Annotated in this window: 22 protein-coding genes and 1 pseudogene; 14 read left to right on the forward strand and 9 right to left on the reverse strand. The window is 66.4% G+C overall.

The features are described 5' to 3' along the window. Positions 1-1,056: helix-turn-helix domain-containing protein (locus tag G9373_RS14165; protein WP_277346574.1), on the forward strand; the 1,056-nt coding region annotated here is incomplete at its 5' end. A gap of 77 nt (positions 1,057-1,133) precedes the next feature. On the opposite strand, the gene G9373_RS14170 is transcribed toward G9373_RS14165, so the two are convergent. Continuing rightward, positions 1,134-2,504: an MFS transporter gene (locus G9373_RS14170; RefSeq protein ID WP_240960494.1), complete on the reverse strand. Its 1,371-nt coding sequence runs from the start codon at positions 2,502-2,504 to the stop codon at positions 1,134-1,136. Between the two features lie 392 nt (positions 2,505-2,896). Between G9373_RS14170 and G9373_RS46400 the strand changes: the two are divergent. Further along, a pseudogene (locus G9373_RS46400) lies at positions 2,897-3,198 on the forward strand (WhiB family transcriptional regulator). Positions 3,199-3,330: 132 nt separating this feature from the next. Here G9373_RS46400 and G9373_RS14180 read toward each other — a convergent pair. Beyond that, positions 3,331-4,269: an AraC family transcriptional regulator gene (locus tag G9373_RS14180; protein WP_265146738.1), complete on the reverse strand. Its 939-nt coding sequence runs from the start codon at positions 4,267-4,269 to the stop codon at positions 3,331-3,333. On the opposite strand from G9373_RS14180, the gene G9373_RS48180 reads away from it, so the two are divergent. From G9373_RS48180 to G9373_RS14215, 7 genes are all read left to right on the forward strand, one after another. Beyond that, complete coding sequence (locus G9373_RS48180) at positions 4,189-4,389, forward strand: hypothetical protein (protein ID WP_167115552.1); 201 nt, start codon at positions 4,189-4,191, stop codon at positions 4,387-4,389. The genes G9373_RS14180 and G9373_RS48180 overlap by 81 nt on opposite strands. Positions 4,390-4,502: 113 nt before the next feature. Continuing rightward, positions 4,503-5,069, forward strand: a complete 567-nt coding sequence (locus G9373_RS14190; RefSeq protein WP_133985723.1) for a flavin reductase family protein — start codon at positions 4,503-4,505, stop codon at positions 5,067-5,069. A gap of 54 nt (positions 5,070-5,123) precedes the next feature. Further along, positions 5,124-6,743 carry a 4-hydroxyphenylacetate 3-hydroxylase N-terminal domain-containing protein gene (locus tag G9373_RS14195; RefSeq protein WP_133985721.1) on the forward strand — a complete coding sequence of 540 codons (1,620 nt, stop codon included), beginning with the start codon at positions 5,124-5,126 and terminating at the stop codon, positions 6,741-6,743. A 166-nt stretch (positions 6,744-6,909) separates the two neighbouring features. Then, positions 6,910-7,335 carry a 2Fe-2S iron-sulfur cluster-binding protein gene (locus G9373_RS14200; RefSeq protein WP_265146737.1) on the forward strand — a complete coding sequence of 142 codons (426 nt, stop codon included), beginning with the start codon at positions 6,910-6,912 and terminating at the stop codon, positions 7,333-7,335. Positions 7,336-7,349: 14 nt separating this feature from the next. Continuing rightward, the gene (locus tag G9373_RS14205; protein WP_133985719.1) at positions 7,350-8,264 is read left to right on the forward strand and encodes a catechol 2,3-dioxygenase; all 915 of its coding nucleotides are present in this window, start codon (positions 7,350-7,352) and stop codon (positions 8,262-8,264) included. 84 nt (positions 8,265-8,348) lie between these two features. After that, entirely contained in the window at positions 8,349-9,182 is an 834-nt protein-coding gene (locus G9373_RS14210) for an alpha/beta hydrolase (protein WP_133985717.1), read from the forward strand. Positions 9,183-9,315: 133 nt separating this feature from the next. After that, positions 9,316-12,756: a serine/threonine-protein kinase gene (locus tag G9373_RS14215; RefSeq protein WP_167115555.1), complete on the forward strand. Its 3,441-nt coding sequence runs from the start codon at positions 9,316-9,318 to the stop codon at positions 12,754-12,756. A 123-nt stretch (positions 12,757-12,879) separates the two neighbouring features. On the opposite strand, the gene G9373_RS14220 is transcribed toward G9373_RS14215, so the two are convergent. The 4 genes from G9373_RS14220 to G9373_RS14235 form a co-directional block, all read right to left on the reverse strand. Next, positions 12,880-13,599, reverse strand: a complete 720-nt coding sequence (locus G9373_RS14220) for a maleylpyruvate isomerase family mycothiol-dependent enzyme (protein WP_167115558.1) — start codon at positions 13,597-13,599, stop codon at positions 12,880-12,882. Between the two features lie 11 nt (positions 13,600-13,610). After that, complete coding sequence (locus G9373_RS14225; protein ID WP_167115561.1) at positions 13,611-14,438, reverse strand: fumarylacetoacetate hydrolase family protein; 828 nt, start codon at positions 14,436-14,438, stop codon at positions 13,611-13,613. 7 nt (positions 14,439-14,445) lie between these two features. Then, entirely contained in the window at positions 14,446-15,522 is a 1,077-nt protein-coding gene (locus tag G9373_RS14230; RefSeq protein WP_167115563.1) for a cupin domain-containing protein, read from the reverse strand. A 63-nt stretch (positions 15,523-15,585) separates the two neighbouring features. Further along, entirely contained in the window at positions 15,586-16,392 is an 807-nt protein-coding gene (locus G9373_RS14235) for an IclR family transcriptional regulator (RefSeq protein ID WP_054248014.1), read from the reverse strand. Positions 16,393-16,440: 48 nt separating this feature from the next. On the opposite strand from G9373_RS14235, the gene G9373_RS14240 reads away from it, so the two are divergent. From G9373_RS14240 to G9373_RS14250, 3 genes are all read left to right on the forward strand, one after another. After that, entirely contained in the window at positions 16,441-17,670 is a 1,230-nt protein-coding gene (locus G9373_RS14240) for an aromatic acid/H+ symport family MFS transporter (RefSeq protein ID WP_133984912.1), read from the forward strand. A 68-nt stretch (positions 17,671-17,738) separates the two neighbouring features. Beyond that, entirely contained in the window at positions 17,739-18,938 is a 1,200-nt protein-coding gene (locus G9373_RS14245) for an FAD-dependent monooxygenase (RefSeq protein WP_133984914.1), read from the forward strand. A 37-nt stretch (positions 18,939-18,975) separates the two neighbouring features. Then, a complete protein-coding gene (locus G9373_RS14250; protein ID WP_005560552.1) occupies positions 18,976-19,998 on the forward strand; it encodes a magnesium transporter CorA family protein in 1,023 nt (340 codons plus the stop codon). A 17-nt stretch (positions 19,999-20,015) separates the two neighbouring features. On the opposite strand, the gene G9373_RS14255 is transcribed toward G9373_RS14250, so the two are convergent. Together G9373_RS14255 and G9373_RS14260 are read right to left on the reverse strand one after the other, a co-directional pair. Beyond that, entirely contained in the window at positions 20,016-21,593 is a 1,578-nt protein-coding gene (locus G9373_RS14255) for an FMN-binding glutamate synthase family protein (protein ID WP_206032162.1), read from the reverse strand. Between the two features lie 51 nt (positions 21,594-21,644). After that, positions 21,645-22,268 carry a TetR/AcrR family transcriptional regulator gene (locus G9373_RS14260; RefSeq protein WP_133984918.1) on the reverse strand — a complete coding sequence of 208 codons (624 nt, stop codon included), beginning with the start codon at positions 22,266-22,268 and terminating at the stop codon, positions 21,645-21,647. A gap of 82 nt (positions 22,269-22,350) precedes the next feature. On the opposite strand from G9373_RS14260, the gene G9373_RS14265 reads away from it, so the two are divergent. Continuing rightward, positions 22,351-23,286, forward strand: coding sequence for a patatin-like phospholipase family protein (locus G9373_RS14265; protein WP_133984920.1), 936 nt, complete (start codon positions 22,351-22,353; stop codon positions 23,284-23,286). Then, a complete protein-coding gene (locus G9373_RS14270; protein WP_133984922.1) occupies positions 23,283-24,764 on the forward strand; it encodes an NAD(P)/FAD-dependent oxidoreductase in 1,482 nt (493 codons plus the stop codon). Before G9373_RS14265 ends, G9373_RS14270 begins: the two co-directional genes overlap by 4 nt. On the opposite strand, the gene G9373_RS14275 is transcribed toward G9373_RS14270, so the two are convergent. After that, positions 24,745-25,890: an acyl-CoA dehydrogenase family protein gene (locus G9373_RS14275; RefSeq protein WP_005560546.1), complete on the reverse strand. Its 1,146-nt coding sequence runs from the start codon at positions 25,888-25,890 to the stop codon at positions 24,745-24,747. The two genes, G9373_RS14270 and G9373_RS14275, sit on opposite strands and share 20 nt — an antisense overlap.

A 25,890-nucleotide genomic window follows, 5' to 3' on the forward strand; every position in this document is an offset into this window, starting at 1 on the left:
GAAAAGCTACGCCGCCACCGCTGGGATCAGGACGAACTGCAGCTCGAGCTGCCCACGCTCGGCACCGAGGCCATGGTCCGGCGCCTCGGCCGCGCCGGTCAGGACGCGATCTTCGCGCTGGAGTTCACCGAGCAGGCCGCAGCGGCCGCGTCCGAACAGGTGACCGTCGCCCACAGCCAGGACAGTGCGGCCGCACCTACCGACGGCGTTGCGCTGGACGGCGTGGCGTCCCATCGGACCCGGCCGACCCCGTATGGCGACGTGCAACGGCAGCTCACCGCATCCGCTGACGTCGACGGGCTCATTCGCGTCGTCGGAGGCCCCGGCACCGGCAAACGCCACCAGGCCTCGAGATGGCTGCGCCGGCACACCGGCCAGGAGCCCGAGGTCGTCGCCGCCCGCGACCTCGCCGCGGATGACGCGGTCCGGGCTCGCGGGGAAGCCGCGTTGCGCGAAGGTCGCGGGATCGTCGTGGTGGGAGGAGACGATCTCTCCGACAACCTGTGCGCGCGTCTGGGGGACTTCGCCATGATCCCTCGCCCCGGAGTCCCCGCGGTTGCCCGGATCATCGTCATCGAACGCACCGGCGATGTGGACAACGACGGTGCAAGCGCCGGTCCGGCAGCGGTACGGGTCCCCTCCCTCGCGGACCTGCGCGAGGAACTTCCCGACATCGTGCGCGCGGTCGCTGCCGAGCTCTTCCCCGGCGCGCCGGCGCTGCGGTTTTCCCCCGCTGCGCTCCAGTGCCTGTTGGCCTGGCGCTGGCCCGGTAACGTCGCCGAGTTGACCCGGCTTCTCACCGCCTTCCCGTATCCGGTTCGCAGCGGCCTGATTCAGACCAAGGACCTGCCCGCCCCCATGCGACAGACGGCATGGTCCTCGCTGAGCCGCTACGAGCAGGCCGAGCGTGAGACGATCGAGGGCGCCCTGCGTGAAGCCGACGGAAACAAGGCGCGCGCCGCCAAGATTCTGGGTATCGGCCGTACCACCCTGTACCGCAAGATGCGGGCCCTGAAAATCAATGCCGACGAACGAATGACCGCCCCCGGTCCGTGATCTCGGGGCGATGCGCCTGCCATGACTGAACAGACCCCCGACAATGTGTCCGGGGTCTGGTCATTGTCCTTGACGGACTAAATCGTCGTGGCGGCTGCGGATCGCTCGCGATTTTCGGGGTGCGATCGACCCAGCAGTTCTGCACTTCGCGGACCGCCGAGCAATTCTGCGGGAGTCTTCGACGTCTCGCGCATTCCGATAACCGCGAGCGCAGCGATTCCGGTGGCAATCGCACCGAACATTGCGACCGGAAGCCAGTCCGACGGGCCCGCGCCGAGGAGCACGGCCGCGATGAGAGGTGCGAATCCTGTAAGGAGGTTACCGATCTGGTTGCTGACCGCCATGCCGGTGAATCGAACGGGTGCCGGGAATTGCTCGGCGAAGAACGACGTCCACACGCCGTTGTAGCAGCTGAAGAACAGCGACATGTTGATGAACGCGAAGATCGCGATCAGCAGGATATTCGTTGTCGAAATCGCCCACAGGTACGCGAAAATGGTGAGCGCGCAGCCGACAGCGCCGATCAACATCGTTCGCTTCCGGCCGATCATGTCGGAGAGGTAGCCGGCCGCCGGGATGCCGAAGATCGACAACGCTATTGCCCCGGAGATGATGGCGAGCATTGCGCCCCGATCCACCCCGACCGAGGTGGCATACGACAGGCTGAACACAGCGAACAAGGTTTGCATCGACGCCATCAATGATGCTCCGGCGACTCGGATCACGTCGCGCCAGTGATGCGTGATCACGTCGTTCAGCGGTCGCTTCCGGACTTGGCTTCCTTCTCGCGCTTGGGTGAACGCCGGAGTTTCGTCCAGATGGCTTCGCACGTAATAGGTGATGACGACGACTACGGCGCTGAGCCAGAAGGGAATTCTCCAGCCCCAGGTGTAGAGCGCGTCGTGGGGCAGCATCGCCACCGGGAGAAACACGACGGTCGCCAGTGAACAACCGACGGCGTAGCCGACCATGACGAAGCTGGTGAAGAATCCCCGGCGCCCGACCGGGGAATGTTCCACGGTCAACGTCGACGCTCCCGCCGATTCGGCCCCCGCGGAGAATCCCTGGACGATTCGGAGGGCGACGAGTAGTACGGGGGCGATCAGGCCCAGCTGTTCATATGTCGGAAGACATCCGATGGCAAAGGATGCGACGCCCATCATCACGACGGTAGCCAGCATGACGCGTTTTCGGCCGAGTCTGTCGCCGAAGTGCCCCATCACCACCGCGCCGACGGGGCGGGCCACGTACCCCACGGCGAACGTCGCGAATGATGCGATGAGCGCGACGGTGGGGTCGCCGGAGGGAAAGAACAACACGTTGAAGACCAGAGCGGCTGCGGCGCCGTACACGAAGAAGTCGTAGTACTCCAGTGCGCTGCCGAGGAGCGCGGCTGTCGCCGCACGACGGGGAGTCATCGCGGGCGGCGACGATGTTGTACGGGTCATGTGTTTCTCCTGAAACAGACTCGGTGGTGGCAGGGCGGGGCCCGAGGGCGTGTGTGACCGCCGGCGGCGGATGGGCAACATTGTGATGGCCGCCATGGCGGGGTGGATCAAACGTAAGAGCATGTTTCAACCCACATGTGTTCCGCTTTGGAACACCACGACACCTGGGTAGTTGACCGATACTGGAGGCACCCACCACACGCCGCACCCGGCGTACCGAGGCTCGCCGGCCGCGTGAGCTGACGTTCAATTCGTATTTCGATCTTCTGGAGACAAGCGTGACCGCCACCGTGACCCGTGATCCGAGCACCCAGTTGGACGACGACTTCCGCGACAGCCTGGCCCACACGCGGGCGTTCGTACGGAACGTGGTGGTTCCGCGTGAGCAGGAGATCGACGAGGCCGATGCGACACTAGACTCCGGTGACTGGTGGACGCGTGCCGCGTGCCGTGATGCCGAACTGGCAGTGTTCTTTTCGCCCGACGATGAACGCGGCCACGCCCGCGATCGGCGTGAAACGCAGGCGCGGCAGATTTGCCGGCCCTGCCCCGTGCTCGCACAGTGCCGCGATCACGCACTCGTGGTGGGCGAAACCTACGGTGTTTGGGGTGGCATGACTGAAGGGGACCGAAGAAAGCACAGCCGCCGACTCCGCCGCGGTAGCGTCGACCGCTCGAATCCCTGCACGCGTGAACCGTTGCCGACGTTCCTCGTTCGCACGCTGGTGGGGCGTCGAGGGGTCGCCCCACCCAGTGATGCCACGCGGACCTGGAAAGTGCGAAGTCGCAACCGGGATCACTCTCGTCCGGCTGCAGTGGTCCGTGCTCAGTTCGTGAGGGTCTGAGAGGGGGGTACCCCGTACTTGCGGCGGTATTCTGCCGCGAAGCGCCCTGGATGGGTGATACCCCAACGGAATATGATGTCCAGGACTGTTGTTGGTGGCACCGATACGGTCAGGTCCGTGTGTGCGCATTCGAGCCTGACGTCGTGCAGGTAGGCGAAAGGCGTCATCCCGACGTACTCGCGGAAGGCCTGTTGCAGTCTTCGCACGCTGACTCCCGCTATCTCGGCCATGTCTCCGGGTGTCCACGCTCGGGCAGGATCATCGTGAATCGCTGTGAGAACTCGCTTTACGACGCGGGGGCGGTCGGTGAACCGCCCAGGTTCCTCGTCGGGCACCGCTGCGAGGACGAAACCTGTCGTGATGGCCCCGGACAATTGGTCGAGCATCAAGTTGTTACGCAACAGGTTGTCGTTGGACGCGATCTGGTCGTAGGTCGAACGCAGGAATTTCAGCCAACTCTGTGCGGTGTCGCTGCGGAGATCGAGCTGCAGGGGTAGTCGCCGTCCGGGCCGGTCCAGAATGCGGTCCATTTCGCGTCGCAAATAGTCTTCGTCGATCTTGAATCCGATCAGGCGGCATTCCGCGTTCCAGTGCGGGATGACCGTGCGGACATTCGGTGGGCATGCGGTGGCCTGCCCTACAGCAGAGACGACTTCGGTGCGCTCGATCACCGACTTCATCTCGCCGCTGACCGGGATGTTGATGCCGTAGGCACCGGGGTGTTCCGACACCACGGTGACCTCACCGCCGAGCGCCATGTGCGTGATGCGACATGATCCGAGATCGACGCTTCCCAGTGACGCATGGGGTTTGGCTCCGGCAGCCAGTGGCCTCATTACATGCGGGAAGTACGCATCAGCGACCGCTTCGTGGACGTGGTGCCAATCCTCGAAGGGTGGGGTATCGCCAGTGTTCTCCACGAGAGTCGTACCAACCTCTCCAGCGCGGCCCAGGATGATGCCGCGTATGACAACGTCGCTTCTAGTGAGTTATATCACCAGGAAAGCCTCACCGGGCCCGCGATTTCTTCGTTGCGTTGAGTGGATAGCCCCTTCGCTGAGTGGATCGCCAGCCCTGTGACCCCAGTCATACCTTGGGTTCGCACCCCGAAGTCGAGCGACTCGGCCAAGCGAACGAAAGCAGGTGGCCACGCATGGACGCACGCACACTACGTGACATTTTCGGGCAGTTCGCCAGCGGCGTCACCGTCATTACCTGCAGAAATGCCGACGGTGAGCCCCACGGCGCGACGGTCACGGCGTTTACCTCGGTATCGCTCGAACCCGCGCTGTGCCAGGTGACGCTCACCCGCAAGTCGAAGGCGTGCGGGTTCCTCAGTGACGCGCCGTTCGCGGTGAACATCCTCGGCGCCGATCAGGTGGACACCGCGATGCACTTCGCCGGACGTCCGCAAGTACCCGGCCCGGTGTGGGCTGACGGGCCGACCGCTCCCCTGCTCTGCGGGGCTGCCACCACACTGTCCTGCACACCGTGGGCGCAATACGACGGCGGTGACCACATCATCTTCATCGGCGAGATCGTCGACGTGACCACCAGCAATGACGACCCACTGTTGTTCTACCGCAGCAAGTTCCACAACCTCGGCAGCTCCTCCGCCGGCTCCGCGTGGAACGGGTCGATGGACGACCCACACAGCGGCTGGTTCGACGCGACCACCTCCTTCACACCACTTCACCTCATGGCGGGGCAACCGGCGTAGTCCGCACAACTCCCCACCACTGCCCCACAGCTCGAACGTATCGAAGGGAACACCATGACCACCACTGCCCCTGTCACTGACGTGGCCTCCATCGACCCGACCCAGGTCAATCCAGCGGCGGACGCACCCGTCAACCAACCCCAGACCTATGCCACGCGGCCGATGACCGGCGACGAGTACATCGAGTCGATCACGGACGACCGCGAGATCTGGTTGCACGGCGAGCGGGTCAAAGACCACACCAACCACCCGGCATTTCGCAACTCGGTTCGCATGATCGCCCGGTTGTACGACAACCTGCACACCGGTGAGCACGTCGACACCCTCACCTGTCCGACCGACACCGGCAACGGCGGCGTGACGATGCCCTTCTTCCGTACCGCCAAAACCACCGAAGACGTTCTCGCCGACCGCGACGCGATCGCCACCTGGGCACGGATGACCTACGGCTGGATGGGCCGCTCCCCCGACTACAAGGCCTCCTTCCTCGGGACGCTGCACGCCAACAAGGAGCTGTACTCGCCGTTCCAGGCCAACGCCGAACGCTGGTACCGCGAGTCCCAGGAGAAGGTCCTGTACTGGAACCACGCCATCGTCAACCCCCCGGTCGATCGGCAGCTCCCGCCGGATGAGGTGGGCGATGTGTTCATGAAGGTGGAGAAGGAGACCGACTCGGGCCTGATCGTGTCGGGTGCCAAGGTGGTGGCCACCGGTTCGGCGATCACCAATTACAACTTCATCGCCCACTACGGTCTGCCGATCAAGAAGAAGGAATTCTCGCTGATCTGCACGGTGCCCATGGGGGCGCCGGGGGTGAAGTTGATCTCGCGGGCTTCCTACGCGCAGAACGCAGCGATCACCGGAACACCGTTCGACTACCCGCTGTCGAGCCGCTTCGACGAAAACGATGCCATCCTCGTCTTCGACAAGGTGCTGGTGCCCTGGGAGAACGTCTTCATGTACGGGGCCGTCGACAAGATCAACACCTTCTTCCCGCAGTCCGGCTTCCTCCCGCGCGCCATGCTGCAGGGGTGCACACGGCTCGCGGTCAAGCTCGACTTCATCGCCGGTCTTCTGATGAAGGCCCTCGACTGCACCGGAGCCGGCGGCTTTCGCGGCGTGCAAACCCGTGTCGGCGAAGTCATCGGCTGGCGGAACCTGTTCTGGTCACTGACCGAATCGATGGCACGCGACCCGGAACAGTGGATCGGCGATACTGTGATCCCCAAGCTCGAATACGGCCTGACCTACCGGATGTTCATGATGCAGGGCTACCCCCGGATCAAGGAGATCATCGAACAGGACGTCGCCTCCGGGCTGATCTACCTCCCGTCCTCGGCGGCCGACTTCAAGTCGCCGGAAATCCGACCGTACCTCGACAAGTACGTGCGCGGCTCGGACGGCATCCCGGCAGTGGACCGCGTGAAGGTCATGAAGGCACTGTGGGATTCGATCGGCAGCGAGTTCGGTGGGCGTCACGAGCTGTATGAACGCAACTACTCCGGCAACCACGAGAACGTCAAGGCCGAGTTGCTGTTCGGTGCGCAGGCCACCGGCGTCGTGTCCGGCATGAAAGGCCTGGCGGAGCAGTTCATGAGCGAGTACGACCTCGACGGCTGGACTGTCCCGGACCTCATCGGCAATGACGACGTGTCCTACTTCGGCCGCAAATAGTCCCGGAACACGCTGGTGCGCCGGGCGGCCGATCGACGCCACATCCACCGATCGGCCGCCCCCAAGGATCCGCAGTCCCCGCGGACATCGGGTAATTCCCATCGGCCGCACGTCATGCCGGACGGCGCGGCCCGACAACCAGCGCAGAACCAGTCAGGAGGGCCCAGTGGAAAGTACCCAGGGCGGCGACAGCGGCGCCATGAACCTCGACGACAACCATGTCGTCACTGTCCTGCCGAACCAGCTCCGCATCGGCGTTCGAGCACACGAAACGATCGTCGACGCACTGCGTCGTCAGGGCTACCGCACTCGGTACAAGTGCCGGCGCGGTGGATGCGGAGCCTGCCGGGCGACGTTGCTCGAAGGGCAGATCACCTACGTCGCCCAGGTCAGTGCACCCGTCATCGACGGTGCCGACAACGACACCGCACCCGATACACAGAAATTCCTGCCGTGCAGAGCAACCCCGAAGTCCGACGTGATCTTCGAACTCGGGCCGCGGGACCGCCTCGAGAACGTCCTGGCCGGACTCGGCGGGGCCCGGCCGTGCGAGACACGACCACACCCCACCCCTAACTCGACGAAACATTAGGAAAGGTACCCATCATGTCCGTGATGCGACTGGGCTACGTCCACATCAATGTGACCGATCTAGCCGAATCCAAAAAGCACTACATCGAGACCCTCGGCATGGACGCCGTCCACGAAGAGGACGGCACCATCTACCTCAAGTCATGGGACGAGGCCGATCACCACTCGGTCGTCCTCACCGAGGGCGGCGTCGGATTGGTCAAACTGGGCTACAAAGTCTCCGATGAAGCGTCACTCGCCGACATCGAGCAACGCGTCCGCGCGTTCGGAGCATCGTACGAGCGAATGAGCAAAGGAGACAACCAATCCGTCGGCGACGGCTTGCGAATCACGCTGCCGTCCGAACACACGTTGGAGCTCTACAGCGACATCGAATACGTTGGCACCGCCACAGGATTGTGGAACCCGGACCCATGGCCGCGGGACGGAATCCGCGGCATCGGGGTACCCCGCCTCGATCACACGCTGATCACCACCGAAGAGCCGGTGCTCCTCGAGCGCTTTTTCTCCGAGGTGCTCGACTTCCGGCCGGCGGAACGACTGGTAGGCGGCGAGGACAACACCGAACTCGTGGCGTCCTGGATGTTCTGCGGAGACCAACCACACGACATCGCCTTCGTGCAGGGCGAGAACGGCAAACTGCATCACTTCGCCTACCACATTGCCGACTGGTCAGCCCTTCTCCACGCTGGCGACATCTTCTCGATGCACGACGTCCCGATCGATTTCGGTCCCGCCCGGCACGGCATCACGCGCGGCGAAACGATCTACTTCTTCGACCCGGCAGGCAACCGCAACGAGGTCTTCTCCGGGGGATACCGAACCGGCAAGGATTTCCGCACCATCACATGGACCATGGACCAGGCCGCCCGCGGCATCAACTTCACCCACCGCGAACTCGACCAGGACTTCCTCACCGTCGTCACCTGAACCGTTCCCCGCGGCACTCTCGACACCCACGGGCGCCGAGCCCGCCCGCTCCCTCCACCCGACCATTCTCCTCGAGGAGCCACCATGACGACCTCAGTCGAACACAGCCCAGAAATCGCCAAGACCATCGTGGTCAACGGAATAGCGACGAACTACCACGACCAGGGCGACGGCGCACCGGTCGTTCTGATCCACGGATCAGGACCCGGTGTGACGGCGTGGGCGAACTGGCGCACAACGATCCCGGTTCTCGCCGAGAACTTCCGGGTCATCGCCCCCGACATCCTCGGATTCGGATATACCGAACGCCCTGACGGAGTCGAATACAACTCCGCCACGTGGACCGACCACCTCATCGGTTTCCTCGACGCCCTCGGACTCGACAGAGTGTCCATCGTCGGCAACAGCTTCGGGGGCTCACTCGCCCTGCGCATTGCGACCGAGCACCCCGAACGTGTCGACCGCCTCGTGCTGATGGGAAGTGTCGGGGTGCCCTTCGAGATCACCGACGGACTCGACGCCGTCTGGGGCTTCAAGCCCTCGCTACCCGGCATGCGCGAGTTGCTCGACATATTCGCTTACGACCGCTCACTGGTCAACGACGAGCTCGCCGAACTCCGACTCGCTGCCGCAACTCGCCCCGGTGTGCAGGAAGCATTCAGCGCGATGTTCCCCGCCCCCCGGCAGCGTGGCGTCGACGAGATGGCCGTCGATGAAACCTTGATCGCAGGCTTGGAGAACGAAACCCTTATCGTGCACGGACGCGATGATCAGGTCATTCCCCTCTCGAACTCGCTTCGTCTGCTCGAACTCATCACGAACTCGCAGCTGCACGTGTTCGGGCGCTGCGGTCATTGGGTGCAAATCGAGCATTCAACCCGTTTCAGCAAGCTCGTAGCCGAGTTCCTCTCCGAGTAGGGGGGCGGAGCACCCACCGCAGTCGGTACCCCCGGGTGTCGGTGTGGGGATACTCTGGGATCACTGCCCGCCGACGACGGGACGACTCGAGCCGGCCACCGGTGTGGTGACGCCGACCGGGATGGGGCGTGCGATGACCGAATTCGATCCGCTTGCCACCCAGCGCGACAACGCCGGGAACATAACGGCAGAGCTGGAGGCAGCCGGATTCACCGACCTCGAAGAAATCGGCCGCGGAGGGTTCGGCGTCGTCTACCGATGCCGTCAACCGCATTTGGACCGCACGGTCGCGGTCAAGGTACTTGCCGCGGACCCGGCGCCGGAGGATCTGGAGCGGTTCCTGCGCGAGCAGCGGGCGATGGGCCGACTGTCCGGGCACCCTCACATCGTCACCGTTCTGCAGGTGGGCACCACCCCGGCGGGCCGACCGTACCTCGTGATGCCGTATCACCGGTACGGCTCGCTCGACGCTACGATCCGCCGCACCGGCCCCCTGAACTGGGCCGATACGGTGAACATGGGGATCGCGTTGGCTGGGGCGCTCGAGACGGCCCACCAGGCCGGGGTGGTGCATCGCGACGTGAAACCGGCGAACATCTTGCTGACCGAATACGGCGACGCGCAGTTGGCGGATTTCGGGATCGCCCGAATTCCAGGGGGCTTCGAGACCGGTACCGGTGTGATCACCGGTTCGCCCGCGTTCACCGCCCCCGAGGTCCTCGCAGGGCAGAGCCCCACCCCGGTATCGGACATCTACAGCCTGGGCGCGAGCTTGTTCTGCGCGCTTACCGGGCACGCCGCGTTCGAACGCCGCAGCGGCGAGCAACTCGTCGCCCAGTTTGTGCGGATCACCACCGAGCCGGTGCCGGATCTGCGGGATCCGGCCATTCCCGATGCGGTGACGGCGGTGATCGGACACGCCATGGCCACCGACCCAGCGGCTCGGCCACATACGGCGGCGGAGTTCGCGGACGAGCTGCGCGACACTCGGACCCGGGCCGGAGCGCACGCCGACGAGGACCCGCCGCTCCGCGGTCCCGCAGATGTGCACGTGGGCTCGCCGAAATCGGTGCCCGTGCCGGCCGAGCCTCTCGCAGGCACGCAACGGACGCGGCTTGCGCCGCCGACTCCGGCGACGAAGTTCCGGCCACCCACCGCACCGAAGGCCCTGGTGCCCCGGGCACGGCTGCTCGACGTCTTGCGGGCGGCGAGGCGGCGTCGGCTGGTGCTCATCCATGCGCCCGCCGGGTACGGCAAGTCCACCCTCGCGGCCCAGTGGCGCGAGGTGCTCGTCGCCGGAGGCACGGTAGGTGCGTGGCTCTCCGTCGACAACGACGACAACAACCTCGTGTGGTTTCTCGCGCATCTGATCGAGGCGATCCGACGTGTGCAGCCCACTCTGGGTCACGATCTCGGTCAGGTACTCGAGGACCGCGGCGACGACGCCGACCGCTACGTGCTGACCTCACTGGTCAACGAGGTCCACGATCGGGGCCTGCCGGTGGCGGTTGTGATCGACGATTGGCACCGGATTACCGATTCCGCGACCCTCGCCGCCCTGGGCTACCTGCTCGACAACGGCTGCCACCACCTACAGCTCATCGTCACCAGCCGGACCCGATCCGGACTGCCGCTCGGTCGAATGAAGGTTCGCGACGAACTGGTCGAGGTCACCGCCGCGGACCTGCGGTTCGATCTCGACGAATCCACCCGCTTTCTCGTCGACGTGAACGGACTCGCACTGGCGGACTCCGAGCTGGCGGCGCTGACCCGCTCCACCGACGGATGGGTCGCCGCTCTGCAGCTCGCGTCCCTGTCGCTCCGCGGCAGATCCGGAGCGGGAGAACTGATCGCCCACCTGTCCGGCCGACATCATGCCATCGGCGAGTTCCTGGCCGAGAATGTGCTGAACGCACTCGAACCCGAACTTCTCGACTTCTTGATGGCCACTTCGGTTCCGGAACGAATCTGCGGCGAGCTCGCGGGGGTCCTTGCAGACACGACCCGCGGACAGGCGCTGCTCGAGGAGGTCGAAGAGCGGGATCTGTTCCTGCGCAGCCTCGACGACGACCGCGACTGGTTCCGTTATCACCATCTGTTCGCGGAGTTTCTCCGTCGCCGGCTCGAGCGCGACGCACCCGAGCAGCTCGCACGGTTGCACCGGAAAGCGTCGGACTGGTTCGCCGACCACCACGCTCTCGGCGAGGCGGTCGATCATGCACTGGCCGCCGGCAATGACGACCGTGCCGTGGACCTGATCGAGTCGCACGCGATGAGCTTGATCGAAAGTTCGAAGATGGGCACGGTCCTCGCTCTGGTCGCGAAACTGCCCGCGTCGCTCGCACAGGACCGGGCCCGGCTCCAGATGATCGTGGGGTGGGCCAACGTTCTGCTGCACCGACTCGAGCCGATGCAGGCTGCCCTGACGCGGGTCGGGGCCGCCCTCGACGAGCACACCCTGACCGAGGCGCAGGCGATCGATCTGCGGGTGGAGGCAGCCGTCATCGCCGACGTCGGACGGTGCCACGCCGACGTCATCGACGGGCCCGGCGAGCAGGTCCGCGAATGTCTGAAGCGACCGGACACCTTGCCGCCCTTCGTTGTCGCCGCCGCAGCCGACGTGACCTCCTTCGCGGACATCCGCAGCTTCGAGTTCGACGCCGCCCGTCGCCGGCAGGACTGGGCGCGGCGCTACCACCAGCAGACCCGCGGCCCACACTTCGGGATGATCGGGCACTGTTTCGCCGGCATCGCCGCCAACGAACTTCTCGACATCACTGCCGCCGAGGGCCACTTCCGCGCCGCCTGGAACCTCGCCGTCGCCTCGGTCGGAGTTCACTCGTATGCGGCACAGCTGTCCGGTGCCCTGCTCGGTGACCTGCTGTACCAGCAGGGCACGATCGATGAGGCCGAGCGCCTGCTGGACGCAAGTTACCGCCTCGGCGCCGAGGGTGGCGTCGTCGATTTCATGCTCGCCAGTTACGGCACCGGCGCCCGGATCAAAGTCTTGCGCGGGGACATGCCCGCGGCCGTGCGGCGGTTGGACGAGGGCGCCGACACCGCCCGGAAGTTGTCATTGCCGCGGCTCGCCGCGCGGATCGACAACGAACGGATTCGCTGCGGAGTGGAGCCGGGCATCGAATTCCGCACTCGGACAGGGAAATCGGTGTCAGAACATCATCCGTCCGAGATCGGCACACGAACAACCGAACTCGACGAAGATTCCCAGATCAGAATGCTCTTGACCGCACACGCCTACGACCAAGCCTGTGCCCGTGTGGAGGCGGTGGTACGGGCACTCGAAACAGCGCGGCGACCGCGGGTCCTCCTCGAGGCCAGGATGCTGCACGCCCGGTGCCTGGCCGCCGCGGGAAGGGTCGCGGACGCGAAACAGGTCCTCATTCCCGTTGCCGCCGACTGTGCCGAATACGGGTTGCCCCGGCTGGTGGCGGACGGCGGCGAACCCGTCACCGGACTCCTCACCGACATCGCCGACGATCAACGCCACGGCCGCTGGCAGCCCGAATGGCCGTCCATCCCAGCGCCCTTCCTTGCTCAGACGTGCCCGTCCTAATTGTTGCGGGGCATGGCGTTGTAGACACCGAGCGGAGTATGAACTGAACGAAGCGGACGGTCCGGCCTTCATGCGTCAGGCCGGGCTCTGACCGCTCAACCTCGCGCAGGATCGGCCGCCCGCTTACAACCAGTGCGGTGGCTGTTTCAGATCCCCTTCGATTCCTACGCCGACGGTGCCGCGTCCGGCGGCCCACCGCACGACCGCGGCGAGGGGCCCGGACACCTTCTCCGCGGGCTGTGAATCCGGCTGCACCGCAACCGGTTCACCTCCGTCGACCGCGAGTATCAGGCGTGTGCCGAGGTCCTTGCGCTGCCACATCCCGACGATGTCGGTGAGCAGCGACTCGAGGACCACGTCGGGGAAGTCGCCGAACCGGCCACCGTTGCCGAGGTCCACCGCATGGATCCACACCTCCCGGGTGCGCATCCACGCCGTCTCCGACACCGGCACCAGACGGCCCTGCGCGGTGCGGACCTGCGCCTCCCACGCCGAGGCGGGCAGGTTGCGCCACTTCTCGTCGAGCCGGGCGACGGTGTGGTCGAACAGGTTCCGCAGCGCCGCCGCCGACAGGGTGGCACCCTCGGCGATCTCCCGGCCCCGCTGCTCCGCCGACGCATACATCGGGGTCTCCACGCCCGACGCCGCCCAGTCCAGCAGCCGGCACAACGCGGCCGCGTTGTAGCCGACGTGCGCCACCAGGTGTCGCCGCGACCACCCGTCCAGTGCCGTCGGCTCAGACAGTTGCTCGTCGGTCAACTCGGCCAGGCGCTGCGCGAAGTACGCGGTACCGCGGCGCGCGATCAGCAGCCGCTCGGACAGGGGAAGGTCGTGGAAACCCACCGGGTGCACCCTTACTTGACGATCGTCGTGTTGCGGACGGTGCCCAGGCCCTCGATGGTGACCTCGACGGTCTGCCCGTCCTGAATGTAGAGACCGGGCTTACGGGCGTGCCCCACCCCGCCCGGGGTGCCGGTGATCACCACGTCACCGGGCTGCAACGTCACGATGTGCGAGATGTACTCCACCAGCCTGGCCGGGGTGAACACCAGATCGTCGGTGGTGGTGGACTGCACCACCTGCCCCTCCAGTGTGGTGACCAGGGTGCCGCCGAACGTGTACGAGTCGGTGGTCGTCAGGAACGGCCCGAAACCGCTGGTCTTCTCGAACGTCTTGCCCGGATCCCACTGCAGCGTCCGGTACTGGTAGTCGCGCATCGTGTAATCGTTCATCACCGAATACCCGGCGATGTACTGCTCGGCGTCCGCCTCCGGCACCTGATACGCCTGCCTGCCGACGACGAACGCCAACTCCCCCTCCCAATCCAACTGGGCGGCGGCATACGACGGGACGATCACGTCGTCGTACGGGCCGGTGAGGGCTTCCTTGAATTTCGAGAACAGGGTCGGGTACTCGGGCAGATCCCGGCCCATCTCCTGGATGTGGTTCGCGTAGTTCAAGCCGACGCAGATGATCTTCCCCGGATTCGGGACCACCGGGGCGTAATCGGCCCCGTCGAGGTCGACGGTTGCACCGGACGCGTTCTGCGCGAAGGTTTTCCAGTCCGGGTCGGCCAGCAGGGCGGACAGGTCCGCATACCCGTCGATGATCGTGGCGGCGGTGTCGGCATCGACGCGGACGGCGACGGTGGCACCGGCGCGGCGCAGGGTGGCAAGCTTCATGAGATTTTCAGGCTCCTTCGGAAATGTACGTGCGATCAAAGTGCAGGCGCTCGACGATGGGGGCGTCGGAGAACGCGAACAGGTCGAACTCGGTGTCGGCCTCGACCGACCACTCCGTCCAGGACGGGACGACGATCATGTCGCCCGTGCCGACCTCACGGCTCTCGCCGCCGAGGACGAACCGGCCCGACCCCTCGAACACCTGGTAAACGGTGGACCCGACATCGCGACGGGGCCGGGTGTGCGCACCCGCGCGCAGCCGGTGGAACTCGGCACGGATCGTGGGCATCACGTCCCCGCCGGTGGTCGGGTTGGTGTAACGGACCGCGGCATGACCGGGTTCGGTGGTCGCCGCATACCCCTCGTCCTCGAGCGCCAGTTGCTCGCGCAGCGCGGCGTCGGTGTGCTCCCACCGGTACGCCGCGATCGGCGAGGACGTCTTCGCGTCCAACCCGACCAGCGGCCGCAGCCCCGGATGCGCCCACAACCGCTCCGACCGCGACACATCCGGGGTGGAGTCGTCGGTGACGTTATCGGACCCGAATTCGAAGAACCCGGTGTCGGTGTAGTGCACGAACGGGATGTCCAGGCCGTCGATCCAGGCCATCGGCTGATCGGTCTCGTTGTGGTGACCGTGGAAATGCCAGCCCGGCGTCAGCAGGAAATCACCGCGCCGCATCGCCACCGGATCCCCGTTGACGACCGTCCACACCCCCTCCCCCTCGACCACGAACCGGAAGGCGTTCTGCGCGTGCCGGTGCTCGGGGGCCACCTCCTTCGGGCCCAGATACTGGATGGCCGCCCACAACGTCGGCGTCACATACGGCACCCCACCCAAACCGGGATTCGCCAGGGCGATCGCCCGCCGTTCCCCGCCCCGGCCGACCGGCACGAGGTCCCCGGCCCGCCGCGCCAGCGGATACAGCGTCGACCACTTCCACACGAACGGCACCGCCCGCGACGTCGGCGTCATCGGCATCAGATCACCGAGCTGGGTCCACAACGGATTCAGGTGTTCGCTCTCGAAGTCCCGGTACAACTGGGCGAGCGGAGCGTCGTCGACGTGCGGTTCGGTAGCGGTCATGGCATCGACGCTAGGAGGGTCGGCGTCCCGGCCGATACAGAATTCTTCTGTGCAGAATTGCTGTCAGGGTTCGAGGTCGGCGATGTCCACCTCGAGCTCGCGGATCGCGTTCTTGATCTGCGACACCAGCGGTCCCTGTGAGTGCTGCCGGAAGCGGGTGATCGGCACGGCCACCGTCAGCGCCCCGACGGCCGTGCGGGCCCGGTTCCGGATCGCGACACCGAACGCCGCGACCCCTTCCTCGGTCTGCTGCACGTTGACGGCGAATCCGACGGCGCGGGCGGCGGACAGTTCGCGCCGGAACCGCTCGAAGTCGTCGGGTGACAGACGGCGGTCGCCCCACTCGCGTTCGTCGTCGGCCAGATTCGCGGGCCGCAGGTACAACTGTTCGAGGGTCTCCCCCGGCAGTTCTGCCAGCAGAATGCGCCCGCCCGCAGTCAATTCCGCGTCGAGCACCTGCCCCTGACGGTCGCCGACGCGCAACATCCCGGTCGACTCGGCGGACGACAGGAAGCGCGCCTGGGTGCCGACGCGGATCACGAGGTTGACGGTCTCGCCGCACAGGATGGCCAGCGCTTCCATGTGCGGCCTGCAGAGGTCGGTGAATTCGCGCGTCCACCCGCGGCGGGCCGGGCCGGCGCCCATCGCCGACCCGGGGTGGTACATGCGTCTCTCGTCCTGAACGGCGAACCCCCGGTACACCAGCATCGCCAGCAGACGGTGCGCGGTGGACGGCGCGATGCCGAGTTCCTCCGCAGCGTCCTTGAGCCGCAGCCCGCCGACGTCGCGCAGCATCTGCAGCAGGCGCAACGCGTTGTCGACGGACTCCAACATGTACGTCGGCTTTTCGATCGTTCGCTTCTTCTGCACAGCAGAACTTTATTGCACGTGCGCTGTGCGCCGCATCACCCTCGATTCATGCCCCTCACTGCCACCACCGCGGCGCCACCGGTGAACCGCGTCGGACTGGACCGCACCGCCATGATCGCCGTCGTCGTCTGCTGGCTGTTCGTAGTCTTCGACGGCTACGACCTCATCGTCTACGGCAACGTCATCCCGAGCCTGCAGAAGGAATGGGGCATCAGCGCCGCGACCGCGGGCACGCTCGGCAGCCTCGCATTCCTCGGGATGATGATCGGCGCCGTGCTCGCGGGACGCCTCTCCGACGTGGTGGGACGCAAACGCGCGGTAATCGGATGCGCGATCGTCCTGTCCGTGTTCACCGCGCTGTGTGCGCTGGCGACCGGACCGGTCATGTTCGGCGCATTGCGTCTGATCGCCGGACTCGGCTTGGGCGGCCTCGTGCCGACCTCCAATGCACTTGCCGCAGAGCTGATCCCCGCGAAGTGGCGCGCCGCGGTGGCCACGATGATGATGTCCGGTGTTCCCATCGGCGGTTCGATCGCGGCACTGATCGGCATCCCCGTCATCCCGAACTGGGGTTGGCAGCCGATGTTCGTCTTCGCGCTCGTCCCGCTGATCCTGCTGGTGCCGATCGCGTGGAAGACGCTGCCCGATCACACCGCCGCGGTGACGTCGACGGAGGTGCGGCCGGCAACCGGCTTCAGCGCACTGCTCGGTACCCGGTGCCGGTCTGTCAGCATCATGTTCGCGCTCGCCACCATGGTCACCCTGCTCGCCTGGTACGGCCTCGGCACGTGGCTGCCCAAACTCATGCAGGGCGAGGGAACCGATCTCGGCAGCGCGCTCACGTTCGCCCTCGCACTCAACCTCGGCGCCGTGGCGGGCTCGTTCGTCACCGCGTGGGGCGGCGTCCGGTTCGGCACGATCCCCACGAGCATCGTCGCCGCACTCCTCGCGGGTCTCGCGTTGCTGACGTTGCTCACCGGCCCACCGGTGGCGCTGATCTACGTCATCTTCGTGCTCGCCGGCGTCGGGACACACGGAACCCAGTGCCTCATCATCGCGGCGGTCGCGTCCTACTACCCCGACTACCTCCGGGGCACCGCCCTCGGCTGGGCGCTGGGTGTCGGCCGAATCGGTGCCGTCGCCGCACCGCAGATCGGTGGCTTGCTCCTGGCCGCCGGACTCGGCGCGGATTCCAACTTCATCCTCTTCGGCGTCAGCGCGCTCGTCGCCGCACTGCTGCTCACCGTGATCTGGCGCCGCTTCCCCTCCCCCAGGTGAGTGCCACCGCGTGCCCCGGCACGCATTGCCACTCACATGCCCCGAACGCTCGAAACGAAGGAACTGTCATGTCGAATCTGCAGGACACACGCATCATCATCGCCGGAGGCGGGATCGGTGGCGCGGCCAACGCCCTGGCTCTCGCCCGGAAGGGCGCGAACGTCACGTTGTTCGAACGTGCCTCCGAGTTCGGTGAGGTCGGCGCCGGACTGCAGGTCGGACCGCACGGCGCCCGCATCCTCGACTCCTGGGGCGTGCTCGACGACGTTCTCTCCCGGGCCTTCCTGCCGAAGAACATCGTGTTCCGCGACGCGATCACCGCGGAGGTGCTCACCACGATCGACCTCGGCGCCGAGTTCCGCGCCCGCTACGGCGGACCGTACTTCGTCACCCACCGCAGTGACCTGCACGCGACCCTCGTCGACGCCGCGCGGGCTGCGGGCGCCGAACTGCACACGGGCGTCACCGTCACCGACGTGATCACCGACGGTGACAAGGTGACCGTCGGCACCGACGACGGCTGCAGGCACGAAGCGGACATCGCGCTCGGCATGGACGGCCTCAAATCCCGGCTGCGGGGGAAGATCTCGGACGACGAACCCGTGTCCTCCGGCTACGCCGCCTACCGGGGCACCACCCCGTACCAGGACGTCGCACTCGACGAGGACATCGAGGATGTGGTCGGCTACATCGGACCGCGGTGCCACTTCATCCAGTACCCGCTGCGCGGCGGCGAAATGCTCAACCAGGTCGCGGTGTTCGAATCGCCCGGTTTCAAGAACGGAATCGAGAACTGGGGTGGACCCGAGGAGCTCGAACAGGCCTACGCGCACTGCCACGAGAACGTCCGCCGCGGGATCGACTACCTGTGGAAGGACCGGTGGTGGCCGATGTACGACCGCGAGCCGATCGAGAACTGGGTGGACGGGCGGATGATCCTGCTCGGCGACGCAGCACACCCGCCACTGCAGTACCTGGCCTCGGGAGCCGTGATGGCGATCGAGGACGCCAAGTGCCTCGCCGACTATGCCGCCGAAGACTTCTCCGCAGGCGGAAACTCCGCGTGGCCGCAGATCCTGAAGGAGGTCAACACCGAACGCGCACCGCGCTGCAACCGCATCCTCACCACCGGACGCATGTGGGGCGAGCTGTGGCACCTCGAGGGCACCGCCCGCATCGCGCGCAACGAACTGTTCCGCACCCGCGACACGTCGAGCTACAAGTACACCGACTGGCTGTGGGGGTATTCGTCCGATCGCGCGTCATAACCGCTTCCCTGCCGGAATGGTTCGGCAGACTGGGAGCGTGACCCTCAACCTGGTGCAGACCCGTGTGTGGCGCGATGGCGAGTGCGTCGGCAAGGATTTTCCGCTTGCCGACGTGTCCGAACAGGTGAAGGACGAGAATGCGCTCGTGTGGGTCGACCTGTGCGACCCCGACCACGAGTGCCTGACCGAACTGGCGGCCGAGTGGTCGCTCGATCCGAACGCCATCGAGGATGCCGTCGCCCGCGGTGAGCGGCCGAAGGCGACGCGCTATGCGGGCCATGCGTTCGTGACCGCGTACGCCACCTGGTTCGAGACCGACGACGTCAGCACTCTCGGCGTCCTCGATTCCCGGCTTCGGCTCAGCCGCGTCTCCGCGTTCGTGGTGCCGAACGGGATCATCACGGTGCGGCGGGACGATCGATTCGACATGTCGCAGGTGGTGGAGCGCTGGGAGGAGGACCCCGCACTGCTCACACCGGGTTCCGGCGCACTCGCGCTCCTGCACGGACTGCTCGACGCCATCGTGGACGGGCAGTTCGAGACGATCGAGACGATCGACGACGCGATCGAAGCGCTCGAGGAGGGCCTGTTCGACGAGTCCGCGCGGACCCGGGAGATTCAGCAGCGCACGTACCGGCTGCGGAAGGAACTGGTGCAACTGCGTCGCGTCGTGCTGCCGATGCGTGAGGTGGTGGGCGCCGTCATGCGCGGGCGCGCCGAATCAGGACGCGACAAGTCGCCGGTTCTCGACAGCTTGTACACCGATCTCTACGACCACGTGACGCGCGCCGCGGAGTGGACGGAGTCGTTGCGCGACATGGTGGTGACCGTCTTCGAGACGAATCTGTCGCTCCAGGATGCCCGGCTCAACACCGTCATGAAGAAGCTCACCGGTTGGGCGGCCATCATCGCGGTTCCCACCGCGGTGACCGGGTGGTTCGGTCAGAACGTCTTGTTCCCCGGAGTCGGGCAGCTGTCGGGAATGATCGCCAGCACCATCGTGATCGTGACGTCGGCCACCCTGCTCTACATCCTGTTCCGCCGACGCGACTGGCTGTAGTCGGGACGGACACGCCCTCAGGGCGCCGTCTTCGCTCCTGGCGACCCGGTCTCGCCCGCGGGAACGGCGGCGGCCTCGCTCATCAGGCGGGTGATCTCGGCACGGTCGGCGTCACCGGGCAGCCCCCAGCCGGTCCGGTAACCGTAGAGGTCGGCGAGCGTGATCGAATGCCGGTTGCCGTCCGCGACCTCGACGTCCGACGCGGTGATCAGGCCCGGGTGCGCGACACCACACGCCTCGGCCACCTTGAATACGTCCCGGCGCAACGCCCGCAGGTAGTTCGCGGCCCGGACCGATTTGATGCCGGCGTCGAGTCCGTGTGCGAGCCAGGGGTTTTGCGTCGCAACACCCGTCGGGCACCGATCGGTGTGGCACTTCTGCGCCTGGATGCACCCGACCGCGAGCATCGGCTCACGCGCCACATTGATCAGGTCGCATCCGAGCGACATCGCCGCCACGGCATTGTCGGGCAGGCCCAGCTTGCCCGAGCCTATGAACGTGATGCCGTCGGTCAGACCGGCTTCCGCGAACTTGGCGTACACGCGCGCGAAGCCGCTACGGAACGGCAGCGAGACCGCGTCGGTGAACACCAGCGGTGCCGCGCCGGTACCGCCCTCACCCCCGTCGATGGTCACGAAGTCGACACCCCGCCCGGAGTTGCTCATCGCGTCGACCAGCAGGTCCCAGAACGTCGGGTCGCCGACCGCGGACTTGATCCCGACCGGCAGCCCCGTCTCGGCGGCGAGGAGCTCCACCCAGTCGAGCATGCTGTCGACGTCACGGAAGGCCGTGTGCCGGGACGGGCTGATGCAGTCACGGCCCTCCGGTACGCCTCTGATCTCGGCGATCTCCGGTGTCACCTTCGCCCCGGGCAGGAGACCCCCGAGGCCCGGTTTCGCGCCCTGGCTGAGTTTGATCTCGATGGCCCGCACCGGCGCCGACTCGACCAGCGCCCGGAGCCGCGCCAGGTCGAACCGGCCGTCCTCGTCGCGGCAGCCGAAATACGCGGTCCCGATCTGGAAGATCAGGTCTGCGCCGTTCCGGTGGTATCGGGAGATTCCACCCTCGCCGGTGTTGTGCAGGCAATCGGTGGCAGCGGCACCACGGTTGAGAGCGACCACGGCCGCCGACGACAGCGCCCCGAAACTCATCCCCGAGATGTTCACGATGGAGCGCGGGCGGAAGGCATGCGTCCGGCCGCGGGCGGCACCGAGCACCTTCGCCGACGGAATCGCGAGATGTTCGTCGGCATGCGGCATCGCCGAGGGAGGAATCTCCGAGAACGTCCGGTGCTTGATGATGGTGTAGCCGTCGGTGAACTCGATGTCGTTGTCCGTACCGAACCCGAACGTGTCGGTCACCCGCTTCGACGACGCGTACACCCAGCGACGCTGGTCCCGGGTGAAGGGACGTTCCTCGTCGTTGCCGGTCGTAATGTACTGCCGGAGTTCCGGGCCGAGCGACTCGAGCAGATAGCGTCCGTGCCCGACCACGGGAAAATTCCGGAGCAGCGCGTGGCGTCGCTGAACAAGGTCGTACGACGCGATCGCAGCCGCGGCGGCAGCCGGAATTGCCAGGACGTTCCACCGCTTCATGAATTCACCGTACGCGCGCGCCGCCACTCGGATCGGCTCCTCGCGCCAATTTCACCCCGGCACGGACCCCGGAGTCGGAGCCTCCTGCGACACCGAAAGCAGCACCCGCAAGTTGTCGGTGACCACCCGAGCGGAAATGGTCGGATCGATGGCGCGCTGAATACCCAGTCCGACACCGAGACTGAGGATGCTGCCGGCCGCATCCTCCGCGGGCACCGGCAGGACGACCCCGAGTGAGTCGGTGAACGACTTCAGCAGTGTCACCGTGATCTCCCGCGCGACCCCGAGAGTGGCTGTGAGTGCGTCGCGGAGTTCGGGATCGTGGCGGGACAACACGATCAGCTCGAACTCGAGCATGGTCCATCCGACGTCGCCGAGCGTCTTCTCCGCCCAGGACTGGAACGCCTCGAGTCGCTCCTCCATCGTGTCGCCACCGCCGAGCGCCTCGGCGATCTCCTGCCCCTTGGTGGCGTGGATGAGCCCGAGCACCTCGAGGCACAGTTCCTTCTTGTTCTTGAAGTTGGAGTACACCGCCCCCTTGGAATAGCCGGCCTCGTCGGCCACCTTCTCGAGCGACGTGGCCGCGTACCCGTCGGCCAGGAAGAGGTCGCGTGCAGTCGCGACGAGATGCGTCCGCGTGCGCGCCTGACTCTCCGACCTGGTCAATCGCGCCATGCTCACCCTTTCTTCGAAGCCCCTGCGAGAATATTCCAATTTTCATATACCGCCGGTATCTGGTTTCTGCTAGCTTCTAGATATGACTTCGAGTGACACACAACACAGCCGCGGACTGGTGATCGGTTGCGGCGGCACGCTCGGCGCGGCCTGGACGGTGGCGGCCCTGGTCGCCGTGAGCGACGCGCTGGCCTGGGACCCACGCGACGCCGACGTCCTCGTGGGCACGTCCGCCGGCGCCGAACTCGTCACCATGCTGGGTGGCGGGGCGGGCGTCGACGAACTGCTTGCGATGCAGCTCGGTGGGCCCACCCATCCGGCGCTCGACGGACATCTCGCCGCCGCACCGGGACGGTTCCCGCCGCTCCCCGGGCCGGGCCTCGGTTCGCCAGGGCTGTTGCGCCGCGGGCTGCCACCCGTGACCGCCGCGAGCGGGCTCCTCCCCCACGGTCGCGGCGATGCCGCCTGGCTCGACCGGCTCGCACAGCGGTTCGTCTGCAACTCCGGCTGGGTGCGCCACCCGGCGACGTGGCTGGTGAGCATGGACTACGACACGGGAGAGCGCGTCGCGTTCGGCTCACCCGGTGCACCGACCGCCACCCTGTCCGAGGCGCTGCGGGCGTCGTGGGCGATTCCCGGCTGGTATCCGCCGGTCCCCGTCGACGGCCGCCGGTTCGTCGACGGCGGCGCGGCGTCCACGGCATCCGCCGACCTGGTGCTGCCCCTCGAACTCGATGAGGTGGTCGTGCTGGCACCGATGGCGTCGACGGGCCGCATCGCCGGCCGCGGGGCGGCCCGGATCGAACGCCTGATGCTGCGGAACTGGATGAGTTCCGGGCTGGACGCCGAGATCGCGAAGCTGGAGGCGGCCGGCACCGGGGTGATACGCCTCGACGCGACCGCCGAGGACCTCGCCGTCATGGGTCCGAACTTCATGGACGGCCGGCGTCGGCTCGCCACACTCGAACATTCCCTCGTCACCACCCGCACTCAGCTCGCGAACGGAGTACGCGCATGAAGCATTACGACATTCTGATCGTCGGGGCCGGGATCTCCGGCATCGGAGCCGCAATTCGTCTGAAGCAGAGCGGAATCGACAACTTCGCCATCCTCGAGAAGGGGGACGCGCTGGGTGGGACCTGGCGCGACAACACCTACCCGGGCTGCGCGTGCGACGTCCCCTCGGCCCTGTACTCCTACTCGTTCGCACCCAACCGGGAGTGGTCGCGGTTGTTCGCCGGACAGGAGGAGATCCGCGGGTACATCGAGCGCACCGCCGCCGAACACGGGGTGCCCGCACACGTGAAGTTCGGCACCGAGATGCAGCGTGCCCAGTGGAGCGAACAGAGCAGGCGGTGGACGGTGGACACGTCCGCGGGCACGTTCACCGCGAACGCCGTCATCGCCGCCGCCGGACCGTGGAACGAACCGCTCGTTCCCACCATCCCCGGCCTCGACACCTTCACCGGCGAGGTGTTCCATTCCTCCCGCTGGAATCACACCTACGACCTCACCGGCAAACGCGTGGCCGTCGTCGGAACCGGTGCGTCCGCAGTGCAATTCGTCCCGGCGATCCAGCCGCAGGTCGAAATGCTGCATCTCTACCAGCGCACCGCGCAGTGGGTGCTACCGAAACCGGATCACACCCTGCCCGGCGTCGAGCGCGCGATCCTGCGCCGGGTACCGGGTGCGATCCGCGCGCTGCGACGCGTCGAGTACGCGATCATGGAATCGCTCGGACTCGGTTTCCGGCACCCGTGGATCCTGCGGGTGATCCAGCAGGTCGGCAAGGCACAACTCCGCGCGCAGGTGCGGGATCCGAAGCTGCGCACGGCGTTGACCCCCGACTACACGCTCGGGTGCAAGCGACTGCTGCTGTCCAACACCTACTACCCCGCACTCACCCGCCCGAATGTCGAGGTGCATGCCAACGCCGTGGAGTCGGTGCGCGGAAACGTCGTCATCGGCAGCGACGGCGCAGAACGGGAAGTGGACGCCATCATCTTCGGCACCGGCTTCCACATTCTCGACATGCCGATCGGTGCCACGGTGTTCGACGGCGACGATCGCAGCCTCGACGATCACTGGAACGGCAGCCCGCAGGCCTACCTCGGCACCACCGTCGCGGGTTTTCCCAACGCCTTCGTCCTCCTCGGGCCCGCGCTGGGCACCGGCCACACGTCGGCGTTCATGATCCTCGAGGCGCAACTCGACTACCTGATCCAGGCCGTCACCAGTGCCCGGAGCAACGGGTGGACCAGGATGGAACCGCGCCGGGAAGTGCAGGACGCGTTCAACGCCCAGGTCCAGGAAGCCCTGGCCACCACCGTGTACAACGCCGGTGGCTGCCAGAGCTACTTCCTCGACGCCAACGGCCGCAACAGCTTCAACTGGCCGTGGTCGACCGACCGCATGCGGCAGCGACTCGGCCGGTTCGACGAGGCGGCGTACGACGTGTCGTGTGAGCCGGCGTCGGCTACAGCGATCTCGCGATGATTCCCTTCATCACCTCGTTGGCGCCCGCGTAGATCTTCTGGACGCGGGCGTCCTCGTACATCCGGGCGATCAGGTACTCGCGCATGTACCCGTAACCGCCGTGCAACTGCACGCACCGGTCGATCACCGCGCACTGCTGCTCGGTGAGCCAGTACTTGACCATCGCCGCCTCGGACGGGTCCAGTTCCCCACGCAGGTGCGCCTCGATGCAGTGGTCCAGGAACACCGCACAGGTGCGGGCGATGGTCTGGCACTCGGCCAGCTCGAACGCCGTGTTCTGGAACTCGAACAGACTGTGCCCGAACGCCTGCCGCGACTTCGTGTACGCAACGGTGTCCTCCACCGCACGCGTCATCGCACCGGACGCCTGCGCGCCGATGATCAACCGCTCCTGCACCAACTGCGCCATCAGCTGCCCGAAACCCTGCCCCTCCTCGCCGAGCAGATTCGACACCGGCACCCGCACATCGGTGAACGACAACTCCGACGTGTCGGCCCCGTGCTGACCGACCTTGTCCAGCACCCGCCCGACAGCGAACCCCGGGCAGTCCCGCAGATCGACGATCAGCAGCGCCACCCCCTTGGCACCGGCCTTCGGGTCGGTCTTGACCGCCAGCACGATCATGTCGGCCGACGCACCGTTGGTGATGAACGTCTTCGACCCGTTGACGATGTACTCGTCACCGTCCCGGATGGCGGTGGTCTTGATCGCCTTGAGATCCGAGCCGGCGCCGGGCTCGGTCATGCCGATGGCGCCGAGAATCTCCCCGGTCGCCATCGCCGGCAGCCAGGTCTTCTTCTGCTCCTCGGTGCCGTACGCGAGGAGGTAGTGCGCGACGATGCCCGAATGCACCGAGATGCCGAGCGCGAGGTCGCCGGCATAGCCCTGGGCCTCGAACACGGCGAGATCGTGCGCGAACGTGCCCCCACCGCCGCCGTACTCCTCCGGGATCGAGCAGCACAGCAACCCCAGCTTGCCGGCCGCGAGCCACACCGCACGGTCGATGCGGTGCTGGGCGTCCCACTTCTCGTTGTGCGCGACCACCTCACGTTCGAAGAACCCGACCGCGAGCTCGGACAGGGCCTTCACCTCGTCGTCGTGCCACGACGGGATGTGCTTCTTCAT

It is taken from the genome of Rhodococcus sp. A14 (assembly GCF_011603105.1).
In the GTDB taxonomy this organism is placed as follows: Bacteria; Actinomycetota; Actinomycetes; order Mycobacteriales; family Mycobacteriaceae; genus Rhodococcus_F; species Rhodococcus_F opacus.

Excerpts from the sequence above, each read along its gene's own strand:
- G9373_RS14170 (WP_240960494.1), bottom strand. The coding sequence starts at position 2,504 with ATGACCCGTACAACATCGTCGCCGCCCGCGATGACTCCCCGTCGTGCG.
- G9373_RS14260 (WP_133984918.1), bottom strand. The coding sequence starts at position 22,268 with ATGGCGCGATTGACCAGGTCGGAGAGTCAGGCGCGCACGCGGACGCAT.
- G9373_RS14195 (WP_133985721.1), top strand. The coding sequence starts at position 5,124 with ATGACCACCACTGCCCCTGTCACTGACGTGGCCTCCATCGACCCGACC.
- G9373_RS14275 (WP_005560546.1), bottom strand. The coding sequence starts at position 25,890 with ATGAAGAAGCACATCCCGTCGTGGCACGACGACGAGGTGAAGGCCCTG.
- G9373_RS14190 (WP_133985723.1), top strand. The coding sequence starts at position 4,503 with ATGGACGCACGCACACTACGTGACATTTTCGGGCAGTTCGCCAGCGGC.
- G9373_RS14215 (WP_167115555.1), top strand. The coding sequence starts at position 9,316 with ATGACCGAATTCGATCCGCTTGCCACCCAGCGCGACAACGCCGGGAAC.
- G9373_RS14225 (WP_167115561.1), bottom strand. The coding sequence starts at position 14,438 with ATGAAGCTTGCCACCCTGCGCCGCGCCGGTGCCACCGTCGCCGTCCGC.
- G9373_RS14265 (WP_133984920.1), top strand. The coding sequence starts at position 22,351 with ATGACTTCGAGTGACACACAACACAGCCGCGGACTGGTGATCGGTTGC.
- G9373_RS48180 (WP_167115552.1), top strand. The coding sequence starts at position 4,189 with ATGCGGGAAGTACGCATCAGCGACCGCTTCGTGGACGTGGTGCCAATC.
- G9373_RS14245 (WP_133984914.1), top strand. The coding sequence starts at position 17,739 with ATGTCGAATCTGCAGGACACACGCATCATCATCGCCGGAGGCGGGATC.
- G9373_RS14210 (WP_133985717.1), top strand. The coding sequence starts at position 8,349 with ATGACGACCTCAGTCGAACACAGCCCAGAAATCGCCAAGACCATCGTG.
- G9373_RS14240 (WP_133984912.1), top strand. The coding sequence starts at position 16,441 with ATGCCCCTCACTGCCACCACCGCGGCGCCACCGGTGAACCGCGTCGGA.
- G9373_RS14255 (WP_206032162.1), bottom strand. The coding sequence starts at position 21,593 with ATGAAGCGGTGGAACGTCCTGGCAATTCCGGCTGCCGCCGCGGCTGCG.
- G9373_RS14230 (WP_167115563.1), bottom strand. The coding sequence starts at position 15,522 with ATGACCGCTACCGAACCGCACGTCGACGACGCTCCGCTCGCCCAGTTG.
- G9373_RS14270 (WP_133984922.1), top strand. The coding sequence starts at position 23,283 with ATGAAGCATTACGACATTCTGATCGTCGGGGCCGGGATCTCCGGCATC.
- G9373_RS14205 (WP_133985719.1), top strand. The coding sequence starts at position 7,350 with ATGTCCGTGATGCGACTGGGCTACGTCCACATCAATGTGACCGATCTA.